Origin of the sequence: Ruegeria sp. MALMAid1280, assembly GCF_049195285.1 — a bacterium.
Classification (GTDB): Bacteria; Pseudomonadota; Alphaproteobacteria; order Rhodobacterales; family Rhodobacteraceae; genus Ruegeria.
Map to the genome: position 1 here is coordinate 1 of NZ_JBMIRT010000028.1, position 16,997 is coordinate 16,997.

Consider the following 16,997-nt stretch of genomic DNA (forward strand, 5'->3'; position numbering starts at 1 on the left):
GCCGAAGCCGAAGCCGAAGCCGAAGCCGAAGCCGAAGCCGAAGCCGAAGCCGAAGCCGAAGCCGAAGCCGAAGCCGAAGCCGAAGCCGAAGCCGAAGCCGAAGCCGAAGCCGAAGCCGCCATTGAGCCGGTTGCGGCAGACCCAGTTGCGACGAGCGCAGACAAACCGGCCGAACCTGAACAGGAAAAACGCGGCGGCTTTGTGCCGGCGCTGCTTGGTGGTGTACTTGCGGCCGGGATCGGGTTTGCCGCGGGCAGCGCGGGCCTGTTCGGGTCCGGCGAGTCCGACGGCCTCGCGGCGCTTGAGGCGAAGCTCAATGATCAGTCCAGCCAGATCGCGGCGCTGACGAAATCTCTGGCCGACAGTTCAGACAGTTCTGATGTGGACAGCAAAATCGCCGCTCTGACCGATCAAGTCACGCCGCTGGGCGCGGAACTTGAGGCGGTGAAATCCGGCCTCGACGGGCTGGCGGGCAAGATCGACCCTCTGGCCAGCCGTCTGAGCGATCTGGAAAGCGGTGCGCTGACGCAGGGCGCCTCACCCGAAACCTCGGCCGCGTTTGAGGCCGAATTGAAGAAACTGCAGGATTCGCTGGCCGCGCAGCGGGCCGAGGTCGAAAAAATGGTCACGGACGCACAAGCGCTAGAGGCGCAGGCCGCGGCCAAGGCGCAAGCGGCCGGTAATGCATCGATCCTGTCTCAGGTGCACAGCCAACTGGATGCGGGCCTGCCTTATGACAGCCTGGTGGACGAACTGACAGCTGGCGGCGTAAGCGTGCCCGATGCTTTGTCAGCCCCGGCAAAAGAAGGTGTTGCCAGCCTGGCCGCGTTGCGGAGTTCTTTCGCACCTGCAGCCCGCACCGCGCTGGCCGATGCGCGGGATGCGGACAAGACCACGGGTCTGGTCGCCTTCCTGCAACGCCAGACCGGCGCGCGCTCGGTCACGCCGCAAGAGGGCGACAGCCCGGATGCGGTTCTGTCGCGGGCCGAGGCTGCGCTGGCGGGCGGTGACGTTGCTGCCGCGCTGAGCGAACTCAAATCCCTGCCTGATGCGGCCAAGGCGGCACTGGCCGATTGGGAACAGGCGGCTCAGACCCGTGAGGCCGCCGTGGACGCCGCCAATGCGCTGCAATCCAGCGTAAACTCGAACTGAAGGACCTGCCATGCTGTGGTCATTGTTTAAGATCCTTGTATTTGTAGCGATTATCGGCCTGCTGGCCATGGGCGCCATGTTCCTGATGGAAACCAGCGGCGGCGTGCAGATCACGGCGTGGGGTCAGGAATTCACCTTGGGGCCGCTGCAATCGGTTATCGCGCTGGGCGTGCTGGTTGTACTGATCTGGGTGTTCTTCAAGCTGCTGACCCTGCTGATCGCGACGCTGAAATTCCTCAACGGAGATGAAACCGCGCTGTCGCGTTATTTTGACCGCAGCCGCGAAAAACGGGGCTATCAGGCGCTGTCCGATGGCCTGATGGCGCTGGCCTCGGGCGAGGGGCGTGTGGCGATGAACAAGGCTTACAAGGCCGAAAAGCTGCTGAACAAGCCCGAACTGACCAATCTTCTGGTGGCGCAAGCGGCTGAAATGAATGGCGATACCAAAAAGGCGTCCGAGACCTACAAGAAGCTGGTCACCAACAACGCCACCCGCTTTGTCGGTGTGCGCGGCATCATGAAACAGAAACTGGCCGAGGGCGACGATGACACCGCTCGCAAGTTGGCCGAAAAGGCACTGGCGATCAAACCACGCCATGCTGAAACTCAGGACATTTTGCTGGGTCTGCAAACCAAATCGCAGGACTGGAGCGGCGCGCGCTCGACCCTGACCGCCAAGCTGAAGGCCGGTCACCTGCCGCGTGACGTGTTCAAGCGCCGCGATGCGGTTCTGGCCCTGTCCGAGGCCAAGGATATTCTGGCCGAAGGCGCCACGGTCGAACAGCGGGAACATGCAATCGAGGCCAACCGCCTGTCACCCGATCTGGTGCCCGCCGCCGCCATGGCCGCGCGGGCCTATATCGAAAAGGGAAAACCGCGCGCCGCGACCAAAATCCTGAAAAAAGCTTGGGAGGTGCAGCCTCATCCCGATCTGGCCCATGTCTTTGCCGAAATTGCACCGGATGAAACGCCCCAGGCACGGATCAAACGCTTTACGGCGCTGACCCGCATTCATCCTGAGAATCCGGAAACCCGTCTGATCCTTGCCGAGCTGAACATCGTCGCCGAGGATTTCCCCGAAGCCCGCCGGGCGCTAGGCGATGTGGTGGAAAAACAGGCCGATGCGCGTGCCTATACGCTGATGGCGGCGATTGAGCGGGGCGAGGGCGCCTCGGATGCCGTGGTGCAGGGCTGGCTGGCCAAGGCGCTGAACGCGCCGCGCGGGCCGCAATGGGTCTGCGACAACTGCCACGACATTCAGCCAGAATGGGGTCCGGTCTGTCAAAACTGCGGCAGCTTTGACACGCTTAGCTGGCAAACCCCGCAAACCCCCGAGATCGCAACGGCCACCGGCGTTCACATGCTGCCGCTGATCGTCGGCGCGCTTGAGGACCAGCAGGAACCGGAACCCGAGCCGGAGCCCGAAACCGAAGAGGTCGAGGAGACGGTCGAGCCTGAGGTCATCGAGATGGAGGCGGAACCGGTCCGGCCCGATGTCGAGCCGGCGGTCAATGCCGAGGGAGAGCCGGTGGTCGAGAAACGGGCCTAGCGCGCAGTTTCCACGTCAAAGGCAGCGTTCCACAGCTTGAACAGCTCTGCCCGGCGATTCTGGTCCCGCGCGACCAGCAGCGCCGGGGACAACGCAATAAAGCGGCGGGCGCTGGGGGTCAGGCCGGTCTCGACCGCGTCCATCTGGGCCACTAGGCCCGAGGCCGCCAGCAGGTTTTGCGCTTCGGGTGACAAGAGGAAATCCAGAAACCCGGTTGCGGCGTCCTTGTTGCCCGCCTGCGCCGGGATCATGAAGGCGCGGGACAGGACCAGCGTGTAATCCTCGGGCAGGATCACCCCCACGCCCGGCGCATCGGCATTGGCCACGTAGGACCCCAGAACGTTGTAGGCGATCAGGAACCGCCCCTCGGCCACGTCGCGGATGATCTCGGATGAACAGCAGGTGGCCACGGCGTCGATGCGGGCGAAGCCTTCGATCAGGGAACCAAAGGTCGTGGCCTCAAGACTGTCACCATAGGCGAACAGGTATCCCAGACCGGATGCCGCAATATCATAGGTCGCCACCCGACCCCGCAGCAGATCGGGCTGCGTGCGCATCGCGTCCAACAGGGCAAAGCGGTTGCGGGGGACGTGCTGATCGTCCAGCAGGGCTTTGTTATAGGCGATGACGGCAGGTTCGGTGGTGATGCCCCACAGCTCATCCCGCCAACGCCGTGCGTCCGGCAGGGCCTCGGTCCGGGGGGAACGGTAGCGGTGCGCGCAGGCGGAATTGACCAGCCACACCATCTGCTGAATGGCCGAGGAAAACACCACATCAGCGGGGTTCTGACCGCCTTTGCAGACTGTGCGGCTGTGTTGGAACAGCGCGTTCGAACCCCATTGTTCGTAGGTGATCCGCAGGTCGGGGTTCAGTTCGGCAAAGCGGTCCAGCACCGGGGCGATGATGGCAATATCGGTGGTCGACCGGATCAGCATCGTATCATTGCCGCTACCGAAGCTGGCCGTGGCTTCCTGCGCCTGCAGGGTGCCGGGCAGGGCAAACAGAAGGCAGATCAAAAAGGTGCGGATCATTCCATCCCCCTTGTGGTTGGAAAGCTGAGAGCTGCTCGAAATCCGGTATCGTTGCGGGCCATCTCAACCGTGCCGTCAAAGGCCTCGGCGGTGGATTTCACGATCGACAGACCTAGGCCGCTGCTGTCCTCGCCGGATCCGGTGGTGCGGTTGAACCGGTCTCCAATGTGATCGGCAATGGGTGTAGCGGGCCCGGGTCCGTGATCGCGCACCCACAGAACGGCGCGGGAACCTTCTTGCGTTGCGCCGATGCTGACAGGGGGTTCGCCATGCCGCAGCGCATTGCCCAGCAGGTTCTTGGCCGCCTCGCCAAGGGAAAAGGCATCCGCGTTCACCAGCACCGGGGATTCTCCGATCTCCAGCCGCACTTCGACGCCGGGGGCGACCAGTTCGTGACCGCTCTGTTCCAGTACGTCCAGCGCCACCTCGCGCAGGTCAACAGGGCGGCGGGGGGCGCTGTCGATGCGGTGGATCACCATGGCGCGGGACAGCAGCTGGTCCAGCAGGGTGCCAAGAGACCGCGTCCGCCTCAGCAACCGGTCCAGAGCGCGTGCGCGGACCGGGGCATCGGGGTCGTCCTGCGCGATCTCGGCCTGCACCCGGATGGCGGCGACCGGGGTGCGCAGCTGATGGGCCGTGTCGGCGATCAGGTTGCGCATCGTGTCCACCTGCCGGTCGAGCCGCCCCATGAAACGGTTCATTGCGGTCAGCATCACCTGCAGCTCGCGCGGCAGCCCGTCGCTGGCCATCGGCGTCAGGTCATGCGGGTCGCGGCGGGTGAGATCGTCGGACAGCGCCTCAAGCGGGCGCAGGGCGGATCGGGTGACGAACCACGACATGATCAGCAGCAAAATCCCCGCGACGGCCATCGGCAGCAGCGCGTCGCGCATCAGTCCGGCGGTCATCATCTGACGCGCGCGCAGCGTCTGGCCGACCAGCACCTCGACTTCGCCCGAGAACTCCCGCTCGGCAAACAGGCGGGCCACGCGGACGAAGCGGGCGGGCTCTCCGTTCAGGTCGGCGGTGAAATAGAAGGGCACGGCGCCGGGTTGTTGCGGTAATTCAATTACCGTATCGCGATCCAGCCCGGTGATGAACGGGCCACCGGGCACCTGCACCGCATAGAATATCCGGTCATCGGGGGCCTGTGCCAGCAGTTGAAAGGCCGAGACCGGCAGGTCGACGAACGGTTCTCCGTCCTGAATGCGTACGGATTCCGCGATATCCGTGGCCGCGCCCAGCAGCAGCCGGTCGTAGGCCTGCCGCGCCGCCAGCCGACCATTGGCCCAGATCGACAGTGCCACCAGACAGCCGCCGAGTATCAGGATCAGCAGCACTGCGCTGAGAACCCGCGCTGTCAGGCTGTGGGGCAGGTGCGGCCTAGCCATCCAGACCGATCCGATACCCGACCCCGCGCTGGGTGGTGATGCTGACCGTGCTGCCGGCGAACTTCTTGCGCAGCCGGGCGATGTATAGCTCGATCGCGTTTTCACCCACGTCGGCGTCCTCGAACCCGTAAAGAGAGTCATACAGCCGCGTTTTTGACAGGAACTGCCCCTCATGCCGGATCAGCGCGTCCAGCACGGCGGCCTCGCGCGCGGTCAGGGTCAGGCGTTTTCCGTCCAGCGTGGCGCTGCGGTCCTTGGGGGCGTAGATCAGCGGCCCCAGCGTGATCTGTTCACTCTTGCGGTCGGCATCGCGGCGGACGAGGGCGCGCAGCCGGGCCTCAAGCTCTCGTTGATCGAAAGGCTTGCCCAGATAATCGTCGGCACCCTTGTCCAGGGCGGCGACGCGATCCTCGACCGAGGTCAGCGCCGTCAGCATCAGCACCGGCGTGCGGTCGCCCGAGGCGCGGATCTTGCCCAGGAAATTCAGACCCGACCCGTCGGGCAAGTTGATGTCCAGCAGCATGGCGTCATAGCTTTGCACCGCGCAGAAATCGCCGGCCGATTCCACGGTGGTCGCCAGATCGCACACCACGCCGGATCGGGCCAGATGGGCCACGACGCCCTCGGCCAGATCCTCGGCATCTTCGATCATCAAAACGCGCATGACCCCTTCGCCCCCTTGGCCCGTTTGGCGTGACAGGTTCGTGACAGGCTTATTCGTTACACAGAATGAACCCGCACGAAAGGCCCCGGCCTTGGCGGGGATCGGTTTCGGTCGCGCGCGCGACCTAGAAAGACCCTAGGAGGAGGAACGAATGAAACTATTTGGAACCAGTGGCGCAATTGCGGCTGCCGTCTTTGCCCTGTCCGGCGTTGCTGCAAGTGCTCAGGAATGTATTGCCCCCGCCAACCCCGGCGGTGGCTGGGATTTCACCTGCCGTCAGGTGGGTAAGTCGCTGCAGGATCTGGGCCTGATAGACCAGACCATGCAGGTTGTGAACCTTGCCGGTGGCGGCGGTGGCGTGGCGTTTGCCGAAGTGGTGAACAAGCGCGGTGAGGATAACGAGCTGATCGTTGCGGCCAGCGCGGCGACGGCCACCCGTCTGGCGCAAGGCGCCTATCCGGGCAACACCATGGATCAGGTGCGTTGGCTTGCGGCCATTGGGGCCGATTATGGCGTGATCGCCGTGGCAGCTGACAGCGCCGTCAACACGCTGCCCGAGCTTCTGGACCAGATCAAAGCAGACCCGGCCTCGGTGTCGGTTGCAGGCGGATCGGCCGTGGGGGGCTGGGACCACCTGAAGGTTCTGATCGCGGCCAATGCCTATGGTATCGAGGATGTGCGCTCGGTCAAATATATCGCCTTTGACGGCGGTGGCGAGGCGGTGACCCAGCTGCTGGCCGGATCGGTCCAGGCCTTCACCGGTGACATCTCCGAGGCCAAGGGTTTCGTGGATTCCGGTGACATCAAGGTGATCGCGGTGCTGGCCCCCGACCGCTTGCCCGGTGAGTTTGCCGACTTCCCGACCGCCAAGGAACAGGGCGTTGACGCCATCGGTGCTAACTGGCGCGGTTTCTACGCCCCCGGTGGCATGACCGATGATGCCTATGATGACTGGGTCGGCAAGATCGGTGATCTTTACGCCTCGGACGAATGGAAAGAGGTCATGGCCGCCAACGGTCTGGCCCCGCTGGACCTGCAGGGCGCGGCCTTCCAGGACTTTGTTGCTGAATCCGTGGGTCAGATTCAGACCATCTCGAAAGAGATCGGGATCATCAAGTAACACCACTCACAGTGATCCGGGCACCGCACCACCGAACCGTGCCCGGATCCACCCATTTACCCGAACAATAGGAGACACCGATGAGTGACCGTATCTTCGGAGTTGTCGGACTGCTTATCGCCATCGGATTTGCCTTTTCCGCATTGGCGATTGAGGAAAGCTTTCTGTCCGATGCCGTCGGACCCAAAGCCTTCCCGCTGATCATCGCCGCCATTCTGGGCCTGTCGAGCCTTGTCATCGCCATCCGCCCGGATGCTGAACCCGAATGGCCCGCGCTGGGCCGTCTGGTCGAGGTCGGCGCGGCAGTGGTGATGATGATCCTTTACGCTGAACTGTTGCCTGAAATTGGCTTTGTCATCGCCACCGCTTTTGCCGCCGCCTATCTGGCCTGGCGTCTGGGCTCTGGCCCGATTGAAAGCGTGCTGGTGGGCATCGGCACGTCCGTCGGAATCTACGTCATCTTCCATCTGGTTCTGGGCCTTTCGCTGGCCCGCGGCCCGCTGGGCTTCTGAGGAAACATCATGGAAACTCTTGCATCCCTCGGAGACGGTTTCGCCATCGCGCTGACATGGCAGAACCTGATGCTGGCCCTTTTGGGCTGTTTTCTGGGTACGATCATGGGCGCATTGCCCGGTCTGGGTCCGTCGAACGGTGTGGCCATTCTGATCCCGCTGGCGTTCACGCTGGGGCTGGGTGCGACACCGTCGCTGATCCTGCTGACCAGTGTCTATTACGGGGCAATGTACGGGGGGCGGATATCCTCGATCCTACTGAACATCCCCGGAGATGAACCTGCGATGATGACCTGTCTCGACGGGCATCCGATGGCTAAAAAAGGCTTTGCCGGTGAGGCGCTGTCGCTGTCCGGTATCGCATCCTTTGTGGGCGCGTTTCTGGCCACCTGGGGCTTGATATTCCTGGCACCGCAGCTGGTTAAGATCGCGCTGCTGTTCGGACCGGCGGAATATTTCGCCCTGTTCGCGCTGGCCTTCATGACGCTGGGCGGGGTGTCCTCGACCAACCAAGCCAAATCCGCCTTCGCCGCCGCGCTTGGCCTTGGGTTGGCGACCATCGGGGTGGATACCCAAACCGGCGTGCCGCGTTTCACCTTTGGCGAGGTGCATCTGTATGACGGGCTGGACTTCCTAGTTGCCATCGTTGGTCTGTTCGCCCTGTCCGAAGTGTTCATCTTCCTCGAACACCGCCATGGCGGGTCGGACGCCGAGGGGCGCAAGCTGAATATCGGTCGCCTCTATCCGCCGATGTCGATGGTCAGGAAATGCACGCCAACCATGCTGCGGACCTCGTTCCTGGGCTTTATCGCGGGGGTGCTGCCGGGGGCGGGTGCGTCGCTGGGCTCGTTCATCTCGTACTCGATGGAGAAACGGCTGGTCGATAAGGAAAACACCTTTGGCACCGGCGATCCCCGCGGCGTGGCGGCCCCCGAGGCCGGGAACAACGCGGCTGCGGGCGGAGCCTTGGTGCCGATGCTGGCGCTGGGCGTGCCGGGGTCGGGCACCACGGCCGTGTTGCTGGCGGTTCTGCTGGCGCTGAACATCACCCCCGGTCCGTTGCTGTTCACGCAGAACCCGGATGTGGTCTGGGGCCTGATCGCGGCGCTGTTCATCGCCAACTTCATGCTGCTGGCGATGAACATCCCGATGGTTGGGCTGTTCACCCGCGTGCTGATGATCCCCTCGCGTATCCTGATGCCGATTGTGGCAATGGTCAGCTTTGTGGGTATCTACGGCATTTCGGGGTCCAGCTTTGATCTGCTGGTGATGATCGGGTTTGGCGTCATGGGCTGGGTCCTGCGCAAGCTGGACGTGCCGCTGGTGCCGATCATTCTGGGTACGCTGCTGGGCAATTCGATGGAGAACAACCTGCGCCGCGCGGTGACCATCGACAACGGCAACTGGTGGACCCTGATCGACAGCCCGCTGTCCATTGCCCTTTGGGCCATCGCCATCATCGGCTTTGTCCTGCCGCTGATCGTGGGCGCACGGGTCAAGGCCAAGATGCACCAGCGCAAGGATGAGGAAGGCGCGATCAGCGACTGACACATCGGGCGCCGCCGGTCGGGGATTGGCGGCGCCGAAACAGACTCTGGAAAGATGCGGCGGAACCTGTAACTTTGCTGAACAAGGCAAGTCACCGATCAGAGGAAGCGCGCATGGACCTGAGTGATGAAATCCGCATCTCGGCACCGCGGGATGTCGTGTACCAAGCCCTGAACAATCCCGAGATCCTGCAGGAGTGCATTCCGGGCTGCGAGGAGCTGACCCAGAACGCGCCCGATGAGCTTGTGGCCAAGGTTGTCCTCAAGATTGGCCCGGTCAAGGCAAAGTTCGCCGGCGAGGTCGCGCTGGACACATCGAATGCCCCCGACGGGTTTTCCCTGTCCGGCGAAGGCAAGGGCGGGGCAGCGGGCTTTGCCAAGGGTGGCGCCGACGTGACGCTGACCGAAGACGGCGATGAGACGGTGCTGTCTTACACCGCCAAGGTCGAAGTCGGCGGCAAGATCGCCCAGTTGGGCAGCCGCCTGATCTCGGGGACCGCCAAAAAGCTGTCGGGCAAGTTCTTCACCCGGTTTGGCGAAATCGTGTCCGAGCAATCGGTGCCCTGACCGGCAGGACACCCTGCCTGCTAAATCTGATAGAACTGCTGCGCGGTGAGTCCGAATACAAGATCATGATCGGCGTCGGGGACCAAGGCTTTGTGTCTGGCGATCAGATCCGCGTAGTTGGATGACAGGCTGTCGACCGGAAAATTCGACCCGAACATGCACCGATCAGGCCCGAACTGGGTCAGGCAGGTCTCGACGATGGGCCTGACGCTGTCGGTGCTCCAATTGTGATCGAACATGCCGAGGCCCGAGAGTTTGCAGGTCACTTGCGGCAGCGCTGAGACAGACTGCAACGCTTTGGACCAGCCTTCCAACCCCCGTTCGGATCGGTCATGCGGTGACCCGGCATGGCACAGAGCCACCTGCGTTGAGGGTGCTTGTGCCAAAACGGCGGCGGTCCGCTCCATCAATTCGGGCAGCAATTGCAGGTCAAAGGACAGGCCGCGATCGCCAAGTTGATTCATCCCGGCCAGAAATTTCGGGTTGTCCAGCAGATCGTTGGTGCCCGAGACCTTATCCTCACCCGGGGCGCGACCAATGATCTGGCGCACACCGCGCAGCGAGGGCAGGGATTGCAGCCGGTCCAGCTGTTCGGTCAGGTTGTCCGCGGTCAGGTCACAAAAGGCGACCTGCACCAACGGCCAGTCGGGAAACTGATCGGCGACGGACTGCACCCATTGCGCCTCGGTCCAGGGATCGGCAGCACCGACCTGAATATGGACCGAAGCCGAAAACCCTGCGGCCCCCGCATCTGCGCGAAACTCGGGCAGCAGATAGTTGCGCTGAATCGGAGCCGGATCGCCAAAGAACCGTACCGCGCCCTTTTCCATCAGCCATGGGTATTCAACAGCGTCCAGGTCCCACAGGTGATGATGCGCATCGACCTCATGGCGTTTCAATCCCTGTTGCGCGAGCCAATATGTCGACGCCCTGCTGTTTCCAAAAATGCAAAAGGTCGATGAAAATCCAGTTTTCGGCCAGTTTGTCCCCCGCGCGGCGATAGATGTCGATCACCCGGAATTCGCCGGGTGTGCCGGTCGCGGGCATGCCCATGAAACCACCCGTGGGTACGGCGGTGAAATTCGGCCAGCCAAAAAAACCGCCATAATGCCCCTCGGCCAGTCGGCAGATATGTTTGGTCTTGGAGCGGTCGGTGAATGATGCGCGGAACGGGCCGAAATGCTGCTTGGCATAGCGTTCAATCGTGTAGGTGGCGCCGATCCCTTCGGGGCCCCACCAGATCATGTCGTCATGCCATGTGCGGGCTAACTCGTCCTCAAGCGACAGGCCGCTGTTCCACTGGCCAAGGTCCGGGATCATCGCGTTGATCGCCGCCAGTGTCTTGCGACCTTCTTCCTCGGGCTGATCCTCGGTCAGCAGACCGTCATGGGTCAAGGGCCCGGGTTGGATCAGATGCGCTGCAGTTTGTGGCGAAAACGGGTTTTGTCCGGCCTGAACCATCAGATGAGGGATGTCGAAATACATCGCCGTTTCGACGATCTTGCCGCCCGCGATCCGATGAAACTCGCAATAGCGCAGAAAGGCCATTTTGCCGGTGGGGCGAATCCCCAACCATGGCGCATCAAACAGGCCCATCAGATGACCCATCGAAACCACCCAGACATCCGCGCCCGGTTCCAGAGAGTTGGTGCCCGCGAAAAAGACATCCTGCCGGCGCTGCATCCGTTTCAGGCTGGTTCTCAACGGTTGCCAAAACGTCCGTGCCACCGCGTCTGCGCCGGTTATTTCGTCGAACGGATGAAAGCCGCGCCACAGCAATTCTTCAGCGCAGAACTGCCCAAGAACGTCAGGCAGATTCGTTTCGCTTGATGAGTCGAGGGCCTCGTAGAACGAGGAGACGAGTGTTTTTTCTTTCTGAAAGCTCACGTTTGCACTGCTTTTCTGATGGTTAGCTTCGGATTTAAGCAATTGAGAATCGCTGGTTAGGAACTTTTTTGCATACGTATGCAAAAAAGTCTTGCCATAAATGATTACTGAAGAATACAGTTTTGCAAACGTATGCAAAGCGAATCCTTGCAGGGGGCACCATGGCGGAAATTCAACTGCGCAACGTCGGCAAACGCTGGGGGTCATTTGTCGGGGTCCACAATTTCGACCTGACCATCGCGGACCGCGAGTTTCTGGTGCTGTTGGGCCCGTCCGGTTGCGGCAAGACCACCACGATGAGGATGATCGCCGGTCTGGAAGACGTCACCGAGGGCGAGATTCTGGTCGATGGCAAAGTGGTCAACGATCTTGAGCCCAAGGACCGCGATGTGGCGATGGTGTTCCAGAGCTACGCGCTCTACCCGAACATGAACGTCTATGAGAACATCCGCTTTCCGCTGAAAGTGCGCGGTATCGACCCGGCCACCCACGATGAAAAGGTGCGCCGTGCCAGCGCAATGGTCGAGCTGGACGAGTTCCTGCACCGCAAACCCGCCGAACTGTCCGGCGGTCAGCGGCAGCGTGTGGCTCTGGCCCGGGCCATCGTCCGTGAACCCAATGTGTTCCTGATGGACGAACCACTGTCGAACCTCGATGCCAAGCTGCGGGTTTCGACCCGAGCGCAGATCAAGAATCTCAGCCACGAGCTGGCGGTGACCACCATCTATGTGACCCATGACCAGATCGAAGCGATGACTCTGGCCGATCGTGTTGTGGTCATGAAAAAAGGCGTGGTGCAGCAGGTCGGCAGCCCGACCGAGATTTATGACCGCCCGGCGAACACGTTTGTCGCCAGCTTCATCGGCTCACCGGCGATGAACCTGATGGACGGTCAGGTCTCGGCCGGCGTGTTCCGCGCCGAGCATGTGGAAATTCCAGTCGATGCGCCGGACGGCCCGATGACGCTGGGTTTCCGCGCCGAGGATGCCAGCCTTGCCGAAGGGCAGGGCCAGATCACCGCACCGATTTACACGCTGGAATTGCTGGGCGACGCGACCATGATCTCGGTCCGGGTCGGCGGTGCTCTGGTATCGGTCAAAGCCGATAAAGCCTTCCGCGCCGAGATTGGCGAGATGGTCTCGTTCTCGGTGCCGACGGAAATCTGTCACCTCTTTGAAGCTGAAAGCGGTGCGCGGATCGGGGAGCAATCCCACAAGCAGCCCATTCGGGCATAACAGCGGTCCGGACGTCGACGACGGACCGATCCTGACAGGGAGAAACGCATGAAACTCAAATCACTCTTCATGGCAGGCGCCATGTCCCTCGCAGCAACCGGCGTATGGGCCGAATGTGCGTATGAAAACGAAGTGCCGCTGAAATCGCTTTCGGCTGGTTTCGAGGCCTGGAAAGCCGTCACCGACGCGATGGCCGAATGCGGCAACTTCAGCGCCTCGCTGGACCAGGAATTCCGCGAGAAGCAGCCCGAGGCCTTTGCTGCAAACCCTTCACTGTATCAGATCGGTGGCGTTGCCAACGAGACCATGATCCCGCTGCTGAACGCAGGTTCGCTGCGTCCGCTGGATGATCTGGTCGCGAAATACGGTCAGGATCTGCTGCCGAACCAACTGATCAAGGTGGACGGCAAGGTCATGGCGATTGCCATGATGGTGAACGCACAGCACCTGATGTATCGCGACGACGTTCTGGCCGATCTGGGCATTGAAGAACCCAAAACCTATGACGACGTTCTGGCCGCCGCTGCCAAGATCAAGGACGCCGGCGTCATGGAGTACCCGATCGGCGGTACCTTCAAGACCGGATGGAACCTGGCCCAGGAATTCGTCAACATGTACATGGGCGAAGGCGGTCAGTTCTTTGGTGAAGGCAACATGCCCTCGATCAACAACGAACAGGGCGTCAAAGCGCTTGAGACCATGAAGGCGATGACCGAATTCATGGACCCGGAATTCCTGGTATCCGACTCGACCTATGTTCAGCAGCAGTTCCAGCAGGGCAAGATCGCCATGGCGAACCTGTGGGCCAGCCGTGCCGCGGCGATGAACGACGAAGCCGAAAGCCAGGTTGTCGGCAAAGTGACCATGGCGTCGGCGCCGATGGGTGCGGCTGCGCCTTCGACCACCATCTGGTGGGATGGTGTCGTTCTGGCAGCAAACATGAGCGACGAAGAAGCGGATGCCGCGTTCCGTCTGGTTATGGAAGGCATCGACGGTGACATGGTGAGCGCCAACAACGACGTCGCCGTCTGGCTGAGCCCCGCCTACACGCCGGGTGATCTGGCAGCCGGTGCCGCAGCGTCGGCAGAAAACGGTGCCAAGGCGTACCCTGCGTCGGCCCCGATGGGCGTTCTGCACAGCGCGCTGGGCAACGGTCTGGCCGACTATCTGACCGGTGCCAAGGATGCGCCGACCACTCTGGCCGATATCGAGGCCGCGTATGTGACCGCCGCCAAAGAAGCCGGCCTGATCAACAACTGATCCTCCTCGGGGGGAGGGTTCCGGCCCTCCCATCCCCTCCCGACCCCTTGAGAACCATGAGAAAGGCAGAGCCATGAATTTCCGGACATTTGCCGCCTTTGTTGGCCCTTCTGTCTTTATGATGCTTCTCTTCATCGCTTTCCCACTGGTCAGCGTGTTCAAGCAGAGCTTTTACATCACCCAGCCGATTTATGAGACGGTCGAAGTGGAAACCTGCACCCCCGGTTTCCTGACCCAGACCTGTACGACTGAGCTGAAGTCGCAACCGAAGCTGGACGAACATGGCGAGGTCATCACCCAGACCCAGTATGTGGGGCTGCAAAGCTATCGCAACGTGTTGGAACCTGAACGGGCCTGGCGCGCGATCAGAGATGGCAGCATAAGCGCGTTGACAACGATTGATTTCTGGAAGGCGTTGCGGTTCACCCTGACCTTCACCCTGATCACCTTGCCCTTAGTCATCGTCTGCGGGCTGGGCATTGCGGTCATGATCAACAATGCCGCTCAGGCGATACGCGGGCCGGTGATCTTCATCTCGCTGCTGCCCTTCATCATCACGCCGGTGATCGGGGTGTTGTCGATCAACTGGCTGTTCCGGGGCGATGGAATCCTGACCGCGCTGATCGAATGGTGGCTGAACCGCGACATCGCCCTGTTTGCGCAGGCGTGGACCATCGAAATCCTGATGATGCTTTACCGCGTGTGGCACGTGGCACCCTTTGCCGCCATCGTGTTCTATGCCGGTCTGCAGACCGTCAATCAGGATAGTCTGGAAAGCGCCGTGATCGACGGGGCCACCCGTTGGCAACGGATGAAATACATCGTGATCCCGCACCTGATGCCGCTGATCATTTTCGTGTCGATGATCCACCTGATGGACAGCTACCGGGTGTTCGAAGAGATCGTCGGTTTCGCCAGCCAGGGCTATGTCATCTCACTGCAGTGGCTGACCTATGATTTCCTGGTGCCCGATCAGGCGGGCAACCGCTCGATCAGCCGGGCTTCGGCCAGCGCCATGCTGACCATGATCGGTATTGCCATCCTGCTTATCTTCCCGCTGCGCCGGACATGGCGCGATCACAAAGGAGGTCACTGAATGTCCTCGCGTGCGCTTCGCCAACCGCTCAGCCTGCGGCTGACCTCGAATATCTTTCTGGCTTTCTGGTGCCTTGTTGCCATCTTCCCGATCTTCTGGATCACAGTGATGAGCTTCAAATCCCCGGTTGATGCCTTCGACAGTAACGCCCTGAACGTGATCGTCGGGCCGACTACACTGTCCAACGGCAACGGATTGTCGCTGCTGGATATCATTCTGGGGATCGCGGTGATTTGGGGCACCATCGCTTTGGTGAGCAAAAAGATGCCCGCGATGATAAAAGCCTATACCAAGGAAGGGCAGGAATGGTTTGGCTGGGTGATCGGTATTCTGGCTGCGGCCGTGGGCTTTCTGGTCGTGTTCTTTGTGATCCTGCCTGCTATTCTGAGCGTATTGAACCCCCTCTTCGGACCGTTGGGGCGCGACATTCTGGGCCTGACGACCGAACACTACCAAACTGTCTGGATCGACCGAGGTTTCTCGAACAACTTCAAGAACTCGTTGATTGTGACCACGGGTGTCGTTGTCCTGTCGCTCTCGGTTGGAACGCTGGCGGGGTATGGTTTGGCGCGGTCGGGTTCGAACCTGGCGTTTTGGCTGCTGATTGTCGCGCTGATCTTCCGCGCACTGCCGCCCTCGGCGCTGGTGGCAAGTTACCTGCCGGTTTTCATCAGTTCGTCGGAATGGCTGGCGCCGATCCTGGGCGAAAATGCACCAACGCTCTATGGTAAGCCCTTCGCCGTAATCGCGGTGCTGGTGGCGATCAACCAACCGTTTACGATCTGGATGCTGCGCTCCTTCTTCCAGAACATTCCGGCGGAATTGGACGAGGCCGCGCGTGTGGACGGGTGCAACCATTTTCAGGCCTTCCGCCGGGTGATCATGCCGGTGATGTGGCCGGGGGTGATCACCACCGGGCTGTTCAGTTTCCTGCTGGCCTACAATGACATCCTTGTGACCTCATTGCTGCTGGATGCGCAGAACCAGACCATGGTTCCGGCCATTGTTGGCATGTTCAACCGCGAAACCACCACGACCGATCAGGTTGTCGCCGTGGCCGCCGCCGTGTCGATCACCGCGCCGCTGATCTTCCTTGTCCTGATCTTCCAGCGCCAGATCGTCAGCGGCCTGACCGCAGGGGCGGTGAAAGGGTGATGAGCAGTCTCGCGCCATTCGGCGCTGAACAGAATGCCGAGGGACTTTTTGTGAAACGGGGTTTGTCGCCCCTCACACACTCTTGCGATCTGAAAGGATAGAAAATGAAAGGTTCTCGTCCCGAACAAGCGGTTCTGACCCGCGACACGGACATGAGCAAAACCGAAGACACCCGGCGTGTCATCGAAACCATGGTGGACGGTCTGAACGACCACCGCATCAACGATATCGGCGAGTTCTTCTCGGAAGGTTTCCGCTGGCTGGGCAACCAGGGCTGTGGTACCAAAACCGGCCTGAAAGAGTTTCAGGACAACTGGCAACGTCCGTTCCAGGCGGCGTTCTCGGACAAGACCTGCATCGACGAAGCGCGCCTTTACATGGGTGAGTGGGCCGCGGCCTTTGGCCGGCAAGAAGCCACCCATTCCGGCGAGTTTCTGGGCATCGCACCCACCGGCAAACGGGTCGAGATTCGCTATATGGATTTCTGGAAAGTGGTGGATGGCAAGATCGTCGACAACTGGGTGAACGTCGATTTTGCCCATGTCGCCGCGCAGTTGGGCGTCGATATCTTCAACGGCGAAGGCTGGGAAGCCTACGACCGTGGTGAGAAAACTGCTCCTCGTCCTGAATAAAAGGGTTTAGACAATGGCAATTGAGTATCTCAAACGCGGCAAACCCGAGGCCGACCGGGCAGAGGATGACGCCAGGACCCGCGCCGTGGTCGAGGCGACGCTGAAGGACATCGAAACCCGCGGAGATGCGGCAGTACGCGAACTGTCGGAGAAGTTCGACAATTACTCGCCGGAAAGCTTCCGCCTGAGCCAGGAACAGATT

Annotated in this window: 16 protein-coding genes and 1 pseudogene; 12 read left to right on the forward strand and 5 right to left on the reverse strand. The window is 61.4% G+C overall.

What is annotated here, in order from left to right; genetic code table 11:
* Nucleotides 1-1,152, forward strand: a 1,152-nt coding sequence (locus ACOQFT_RS00625) for a COG4223 family protein (RefSeq protein ID WP_421596138.1), incomplete at its 5' end; no start/stop codon positions are given.
* Between the two features lie 10 nt (nt 1,153-1,162).
* Nucleotides 1,163-2,701: a heme biosynthesis protein HemY gene (locus tag ACOQFT_RS00630; protein WP_421596139.1), complete on the forward strand. Its 1,539-nt coding sequence runs from the start codon at nt 1,163-1,165 to the stop codon at nt 2,699-2,701.
* Here ACOQFT_RS00630 and ACOQFT_RS00635 read toward each other — a convergent pair.
* The 3 genes from ACOQFT_RS00635 to ACOQFT_RS00645 are packed head-to-tail and all read right to left on the reverse strand — an operon-like array spanning nt 2,698 to nt 5,784.
* Complete coding sequence (locus ACOQFT_RS00635) at nt 2,698-3,732, reverse strand: ABC transporter substrate-binding protein (RefSeq protein WP_421596140.1); 1,035 nt, start codon at nt 3,730-3,732, stop codon at nt 2,698-2,700. The two genes, ACOQFT_RS00630 and ACOQFT_RS00635, sit on opposite strands and share 4 nt — an antisense overlap.
* Nucleotides 3,729-5,120, reverse strand: coding sequence for a sensor histidine kinase N-terminal domain-containing protein (locus ACOQFT_RS00640; RefSeq protein WP_421596141.1), 1,392 nt, complete (start codon nt 5,118-5,120; stop codon nt 3,729-3,731). The genes ACOQFT_RS00635 and ACOQFT_RS00640 overlap by 4 nt, the downstream gene beginning before the upstream one ends.
* On the reverse strand, nt 5,113-5,784 hold the full coding sequence (locus ACOQFT_RS00645; RefSeq protein WP_421596142.1) for a response regulator transcription factor: 672 nt from the start codon (nt 5,782-5,784) through the stop codon (nt 5,113-5,115). Before ACOQFT_RS00645 ends, ACOQFT_RS00640 begins: the two co-directional genes overlap by 8 nt.
* Before the next feature lie 151 nt (nt 5,785-5,935).
* Here ACOQFT_RS00645 and ACOQFT_RS00650 point away from each other — a divergent pair, with 151 nt between their 5' ends.
* From ACOQFT_RS00650 to ACOQFT_RS00665, 4 genes are all read left to right on the forward strand, one after another.
* The gene (locus tag ACOQFT_RS00650) at nt 5,936-6,904 is read left to right on the forward strand and encodes a Bug family tripartite tricarboxylate transporter substrate binding protein (protein ID WP_421596143.1); all 969 of its coding nucleotides are present in this window, start codon (nt 5,936-5,938) and stop codon (nt 6,902-6,904) included.
* A gap of 80 nt (nt 6,905-6,984) precedes the next feature.
* Entirely contained in the window at nt 6,985-7,416 is a 432-nt protein-coding gene (locus ACOQFT_RS00655; protein WP_170444884.1) for a tripartite tricarboxylate transporter TctB family protein, read from the forward strand.
* 9 nt (nt 7,417-7,425) lie between these two features.
* On the forward strand, nt 7,426-8,964 hold the full coding sequence (locus ACOQFT_RS00660) for a tripartite tricarboxylate transporter permease (protein ID WP_421596144.1): 1,539 nt from the start codon (nt 7,426-7,428) through the stop codon (nt 8,962-8,964).
* A 113-nt stretch (nt 8,965-9,077) separates the two neighbouring features.
* Nucleotides 9,078-9,530 (forward strand): SRPBCC family protein, encoded by a 453-nt coding sequence (locus tag ACOQFT_RS00665; RefSeq protein ID WP_421596145.1) that lies wholly within the window; start codon nt 9,078-9,080, stop codon nt 9,528-9,530.
* Between the two features lie 20 nt (nt 9,531-9,550).
* On the opposite strand, the gene ACOQFT_RS00670 is transcribed toward ACOQFT_RS00665, so the two are convergent.
* Both ACOQFT_RS00670 and ACOQFT_RS00675 read right to left on the reverse strand, forming a co-directional pair.
* On the reverse strand, nt 9,551-10,429 hold the full coding sequence (locus ACOQFT_RS00670) for an amidohydrolase family protein (protein WP_421596146.1): 879 nt from the start codon (nt 10,427-10,429) through the stop codon (nt 9,551-9,553).
* A complete protein-coding gene (locus ACOQFT_RS00675; protein ID WP_421596147.1) occupies nt 10,416-11,417 on the reverse strand; it encodes an ester cyclase in 1,002 nt (333 codons plus the stop codon). Before ACOQFT_RS00675 ends, ACOQFT_RS00670 begins: the two co-directional genes overlap by 14 nt.
* A 161-nt stretch (nt 11,418-11,578) precedes the next feature.
* On the opposite strand from ACOQFT_RS00675, the gene ACOQFT_RS00680 reads away from it, so the two are divergent.
* The 6 genes and pseudogenes from ACOQFT_RS00680 to ACOQFT_RS00705 form a co-directional block, all read left to right on the forward strand.
* On the forward strand, nt 11,579-12,652 hold the full coding sequence (locus ACOQFT_RS00680) for an ABC transporter ATP-binding protein (protein ID WP_421596148.1): 1,074 nt from the start codon (nt 11,579-11,581) through the stop codon (nt 12,650-12,652).
* Nucleotides 12,653-12,700: 48 nt separating this feature from the next.
* Nucleotides 12,701-13,912: an ABC transporter substrate-binding protein gene (locus ACOQFT_RS00685; protein ID WP_421596149.1), complete on the forward strand. Its 1,212-nt coding sequence runs from the start codon at nt 12,701-12,703 to the stop codon at nt 13,910-13,912.
* A 73-nt stretch (nt 13,913-13,985) separates the two neighbouring features.
* Nucleotides 13,986-15,008, forward strand: a complete 1,023-nt coding sequence (locus tag ACOQFT_RS00690) for a carbohydrate ABC transporter permease (protein WP_421596150.1) — start codon at nt 13,986-13,988, stop codon at nt 15,006-15,008.
* Nucleotides 15,009-16,163 (forward strand): carbohydrate ABC transporter permease, encoded by a 1,155-nt coding sequence (locus ACOQFT_RS00695; RefSeq protein WP_421596151.1) that lies wholly within the window; start codon nt 15,009-15,011, stop codon nt 16,161-16,163.
* 104 nt (nt 16,164-16,267) lie between these two features.
* On the forward strand, nt 16,268-16,795 hold the full coding sequence (locus ACOQFT_RS00700) for an ester cyclase (protein ID WP_421596152.1): 528 nt from the start codon (nt 16,268-16,270) through the stop codon (nt 16,793-16,795).
* Nucleotides 16,796-16,808: 13 nt separating this feature from the next.
* Nucleotides 16,809-16,997, forward strand: a pseudogene (locus tag ACOQFT_RS00705) (histidinol dehydrogenase); the annotation flags it as partial.

Coding starts and splice junctions, on each gene's coding strand:
- ACOQFT_RS00685 (WP_421596149.1), top strand. CDS start 12,701: ATGAAACTCAAATCACTCTTCATGGCAGGCGCCATGTCCCTCGCAGCA.
- ACOQFT_RS00630 (WP_421596139.1), top strand. CDS start 1,163: ATGCTGTGGTCATTGTTTAAGATCCTTGTATTTGTAGCGATTATCGGC.
- ACOQFT_RS00660 (WP_421596144.1), top strand. CDS start 7,426: ATGGAAACTCTTGCATCCCTCGGAGACGGTTTCGCCATCGCGCTGACA.
- ACOQFT_RS00640 (WP_421596141.1), bottom strand. CDS start 5,120: ATGGCTAGGCCGCACCTGCCCCACAGCCTGACAGCGCGGGTTCTCAGC.
- ACOQFT_RS00690 (WP_421596150.1), top strand. CDS start 13,986: ATGAATTTCCGGACATTTGCCGCCTTTGTTGGCCCTTCTGTCTTTATG.
- ACOQFT_RS00645 (WP_421596142.1), bottom strand. CDS start 5,784: ATGCGCGTTTTGATGATCGAAGATGCCGAGGATCTGGCCGAGGGCGTC.
- ACOQFT_RS00695 (WP_421596151.1), top strand. CDS start 15,009: ATGTCCTCGCGTGCGCTTCGCCAACCGCTCAGCCTGCGGCTGACCTCG.
- ACOQFT_RS00680 (WP_421596148.1), top strand. CDS start 11,579: ATGGCGGAAATTCAACTGCGCAACGTCGGCAAACGCTGGGGGTCATTT.
- ACOQFT_RS00700 (WP_421596152.1), top strand. CDS start 16,268: ATGAAAGGTTCTCGTCCCGAACAAGCGGTTCTGACCCGCGACACGGAC.
- ACOQFT_RS00665 (WP_421596145.1), top strand. CDS start 9,078: ATGGACCTGAGTGATGAAATCCGCATCTCGGCACCGCGGGATGTCGTG.
- ACOQFT_RS00655 (WP_170444884.1), top strand. CDS start 6,985: ATGAGTGACCGTATCTTCGGAGTTGTCGGACTGCTTATCGCCATCGGA.
- ACOQFT_RS00635 (WP_421596140.1), bottom strand. CDS start 3,732: ATGATCCGCACCTTTTTGATCTGCCTTCTGTTTGCCCTGCCCGGCACC.
- ACOQFT_RS00650 (WP_421596143.1), top strand. CDS start 5,936: ATGAAACTATTTGGAACCAGTGGCGCAATTGCGGCTGCCGTCTTTGCC.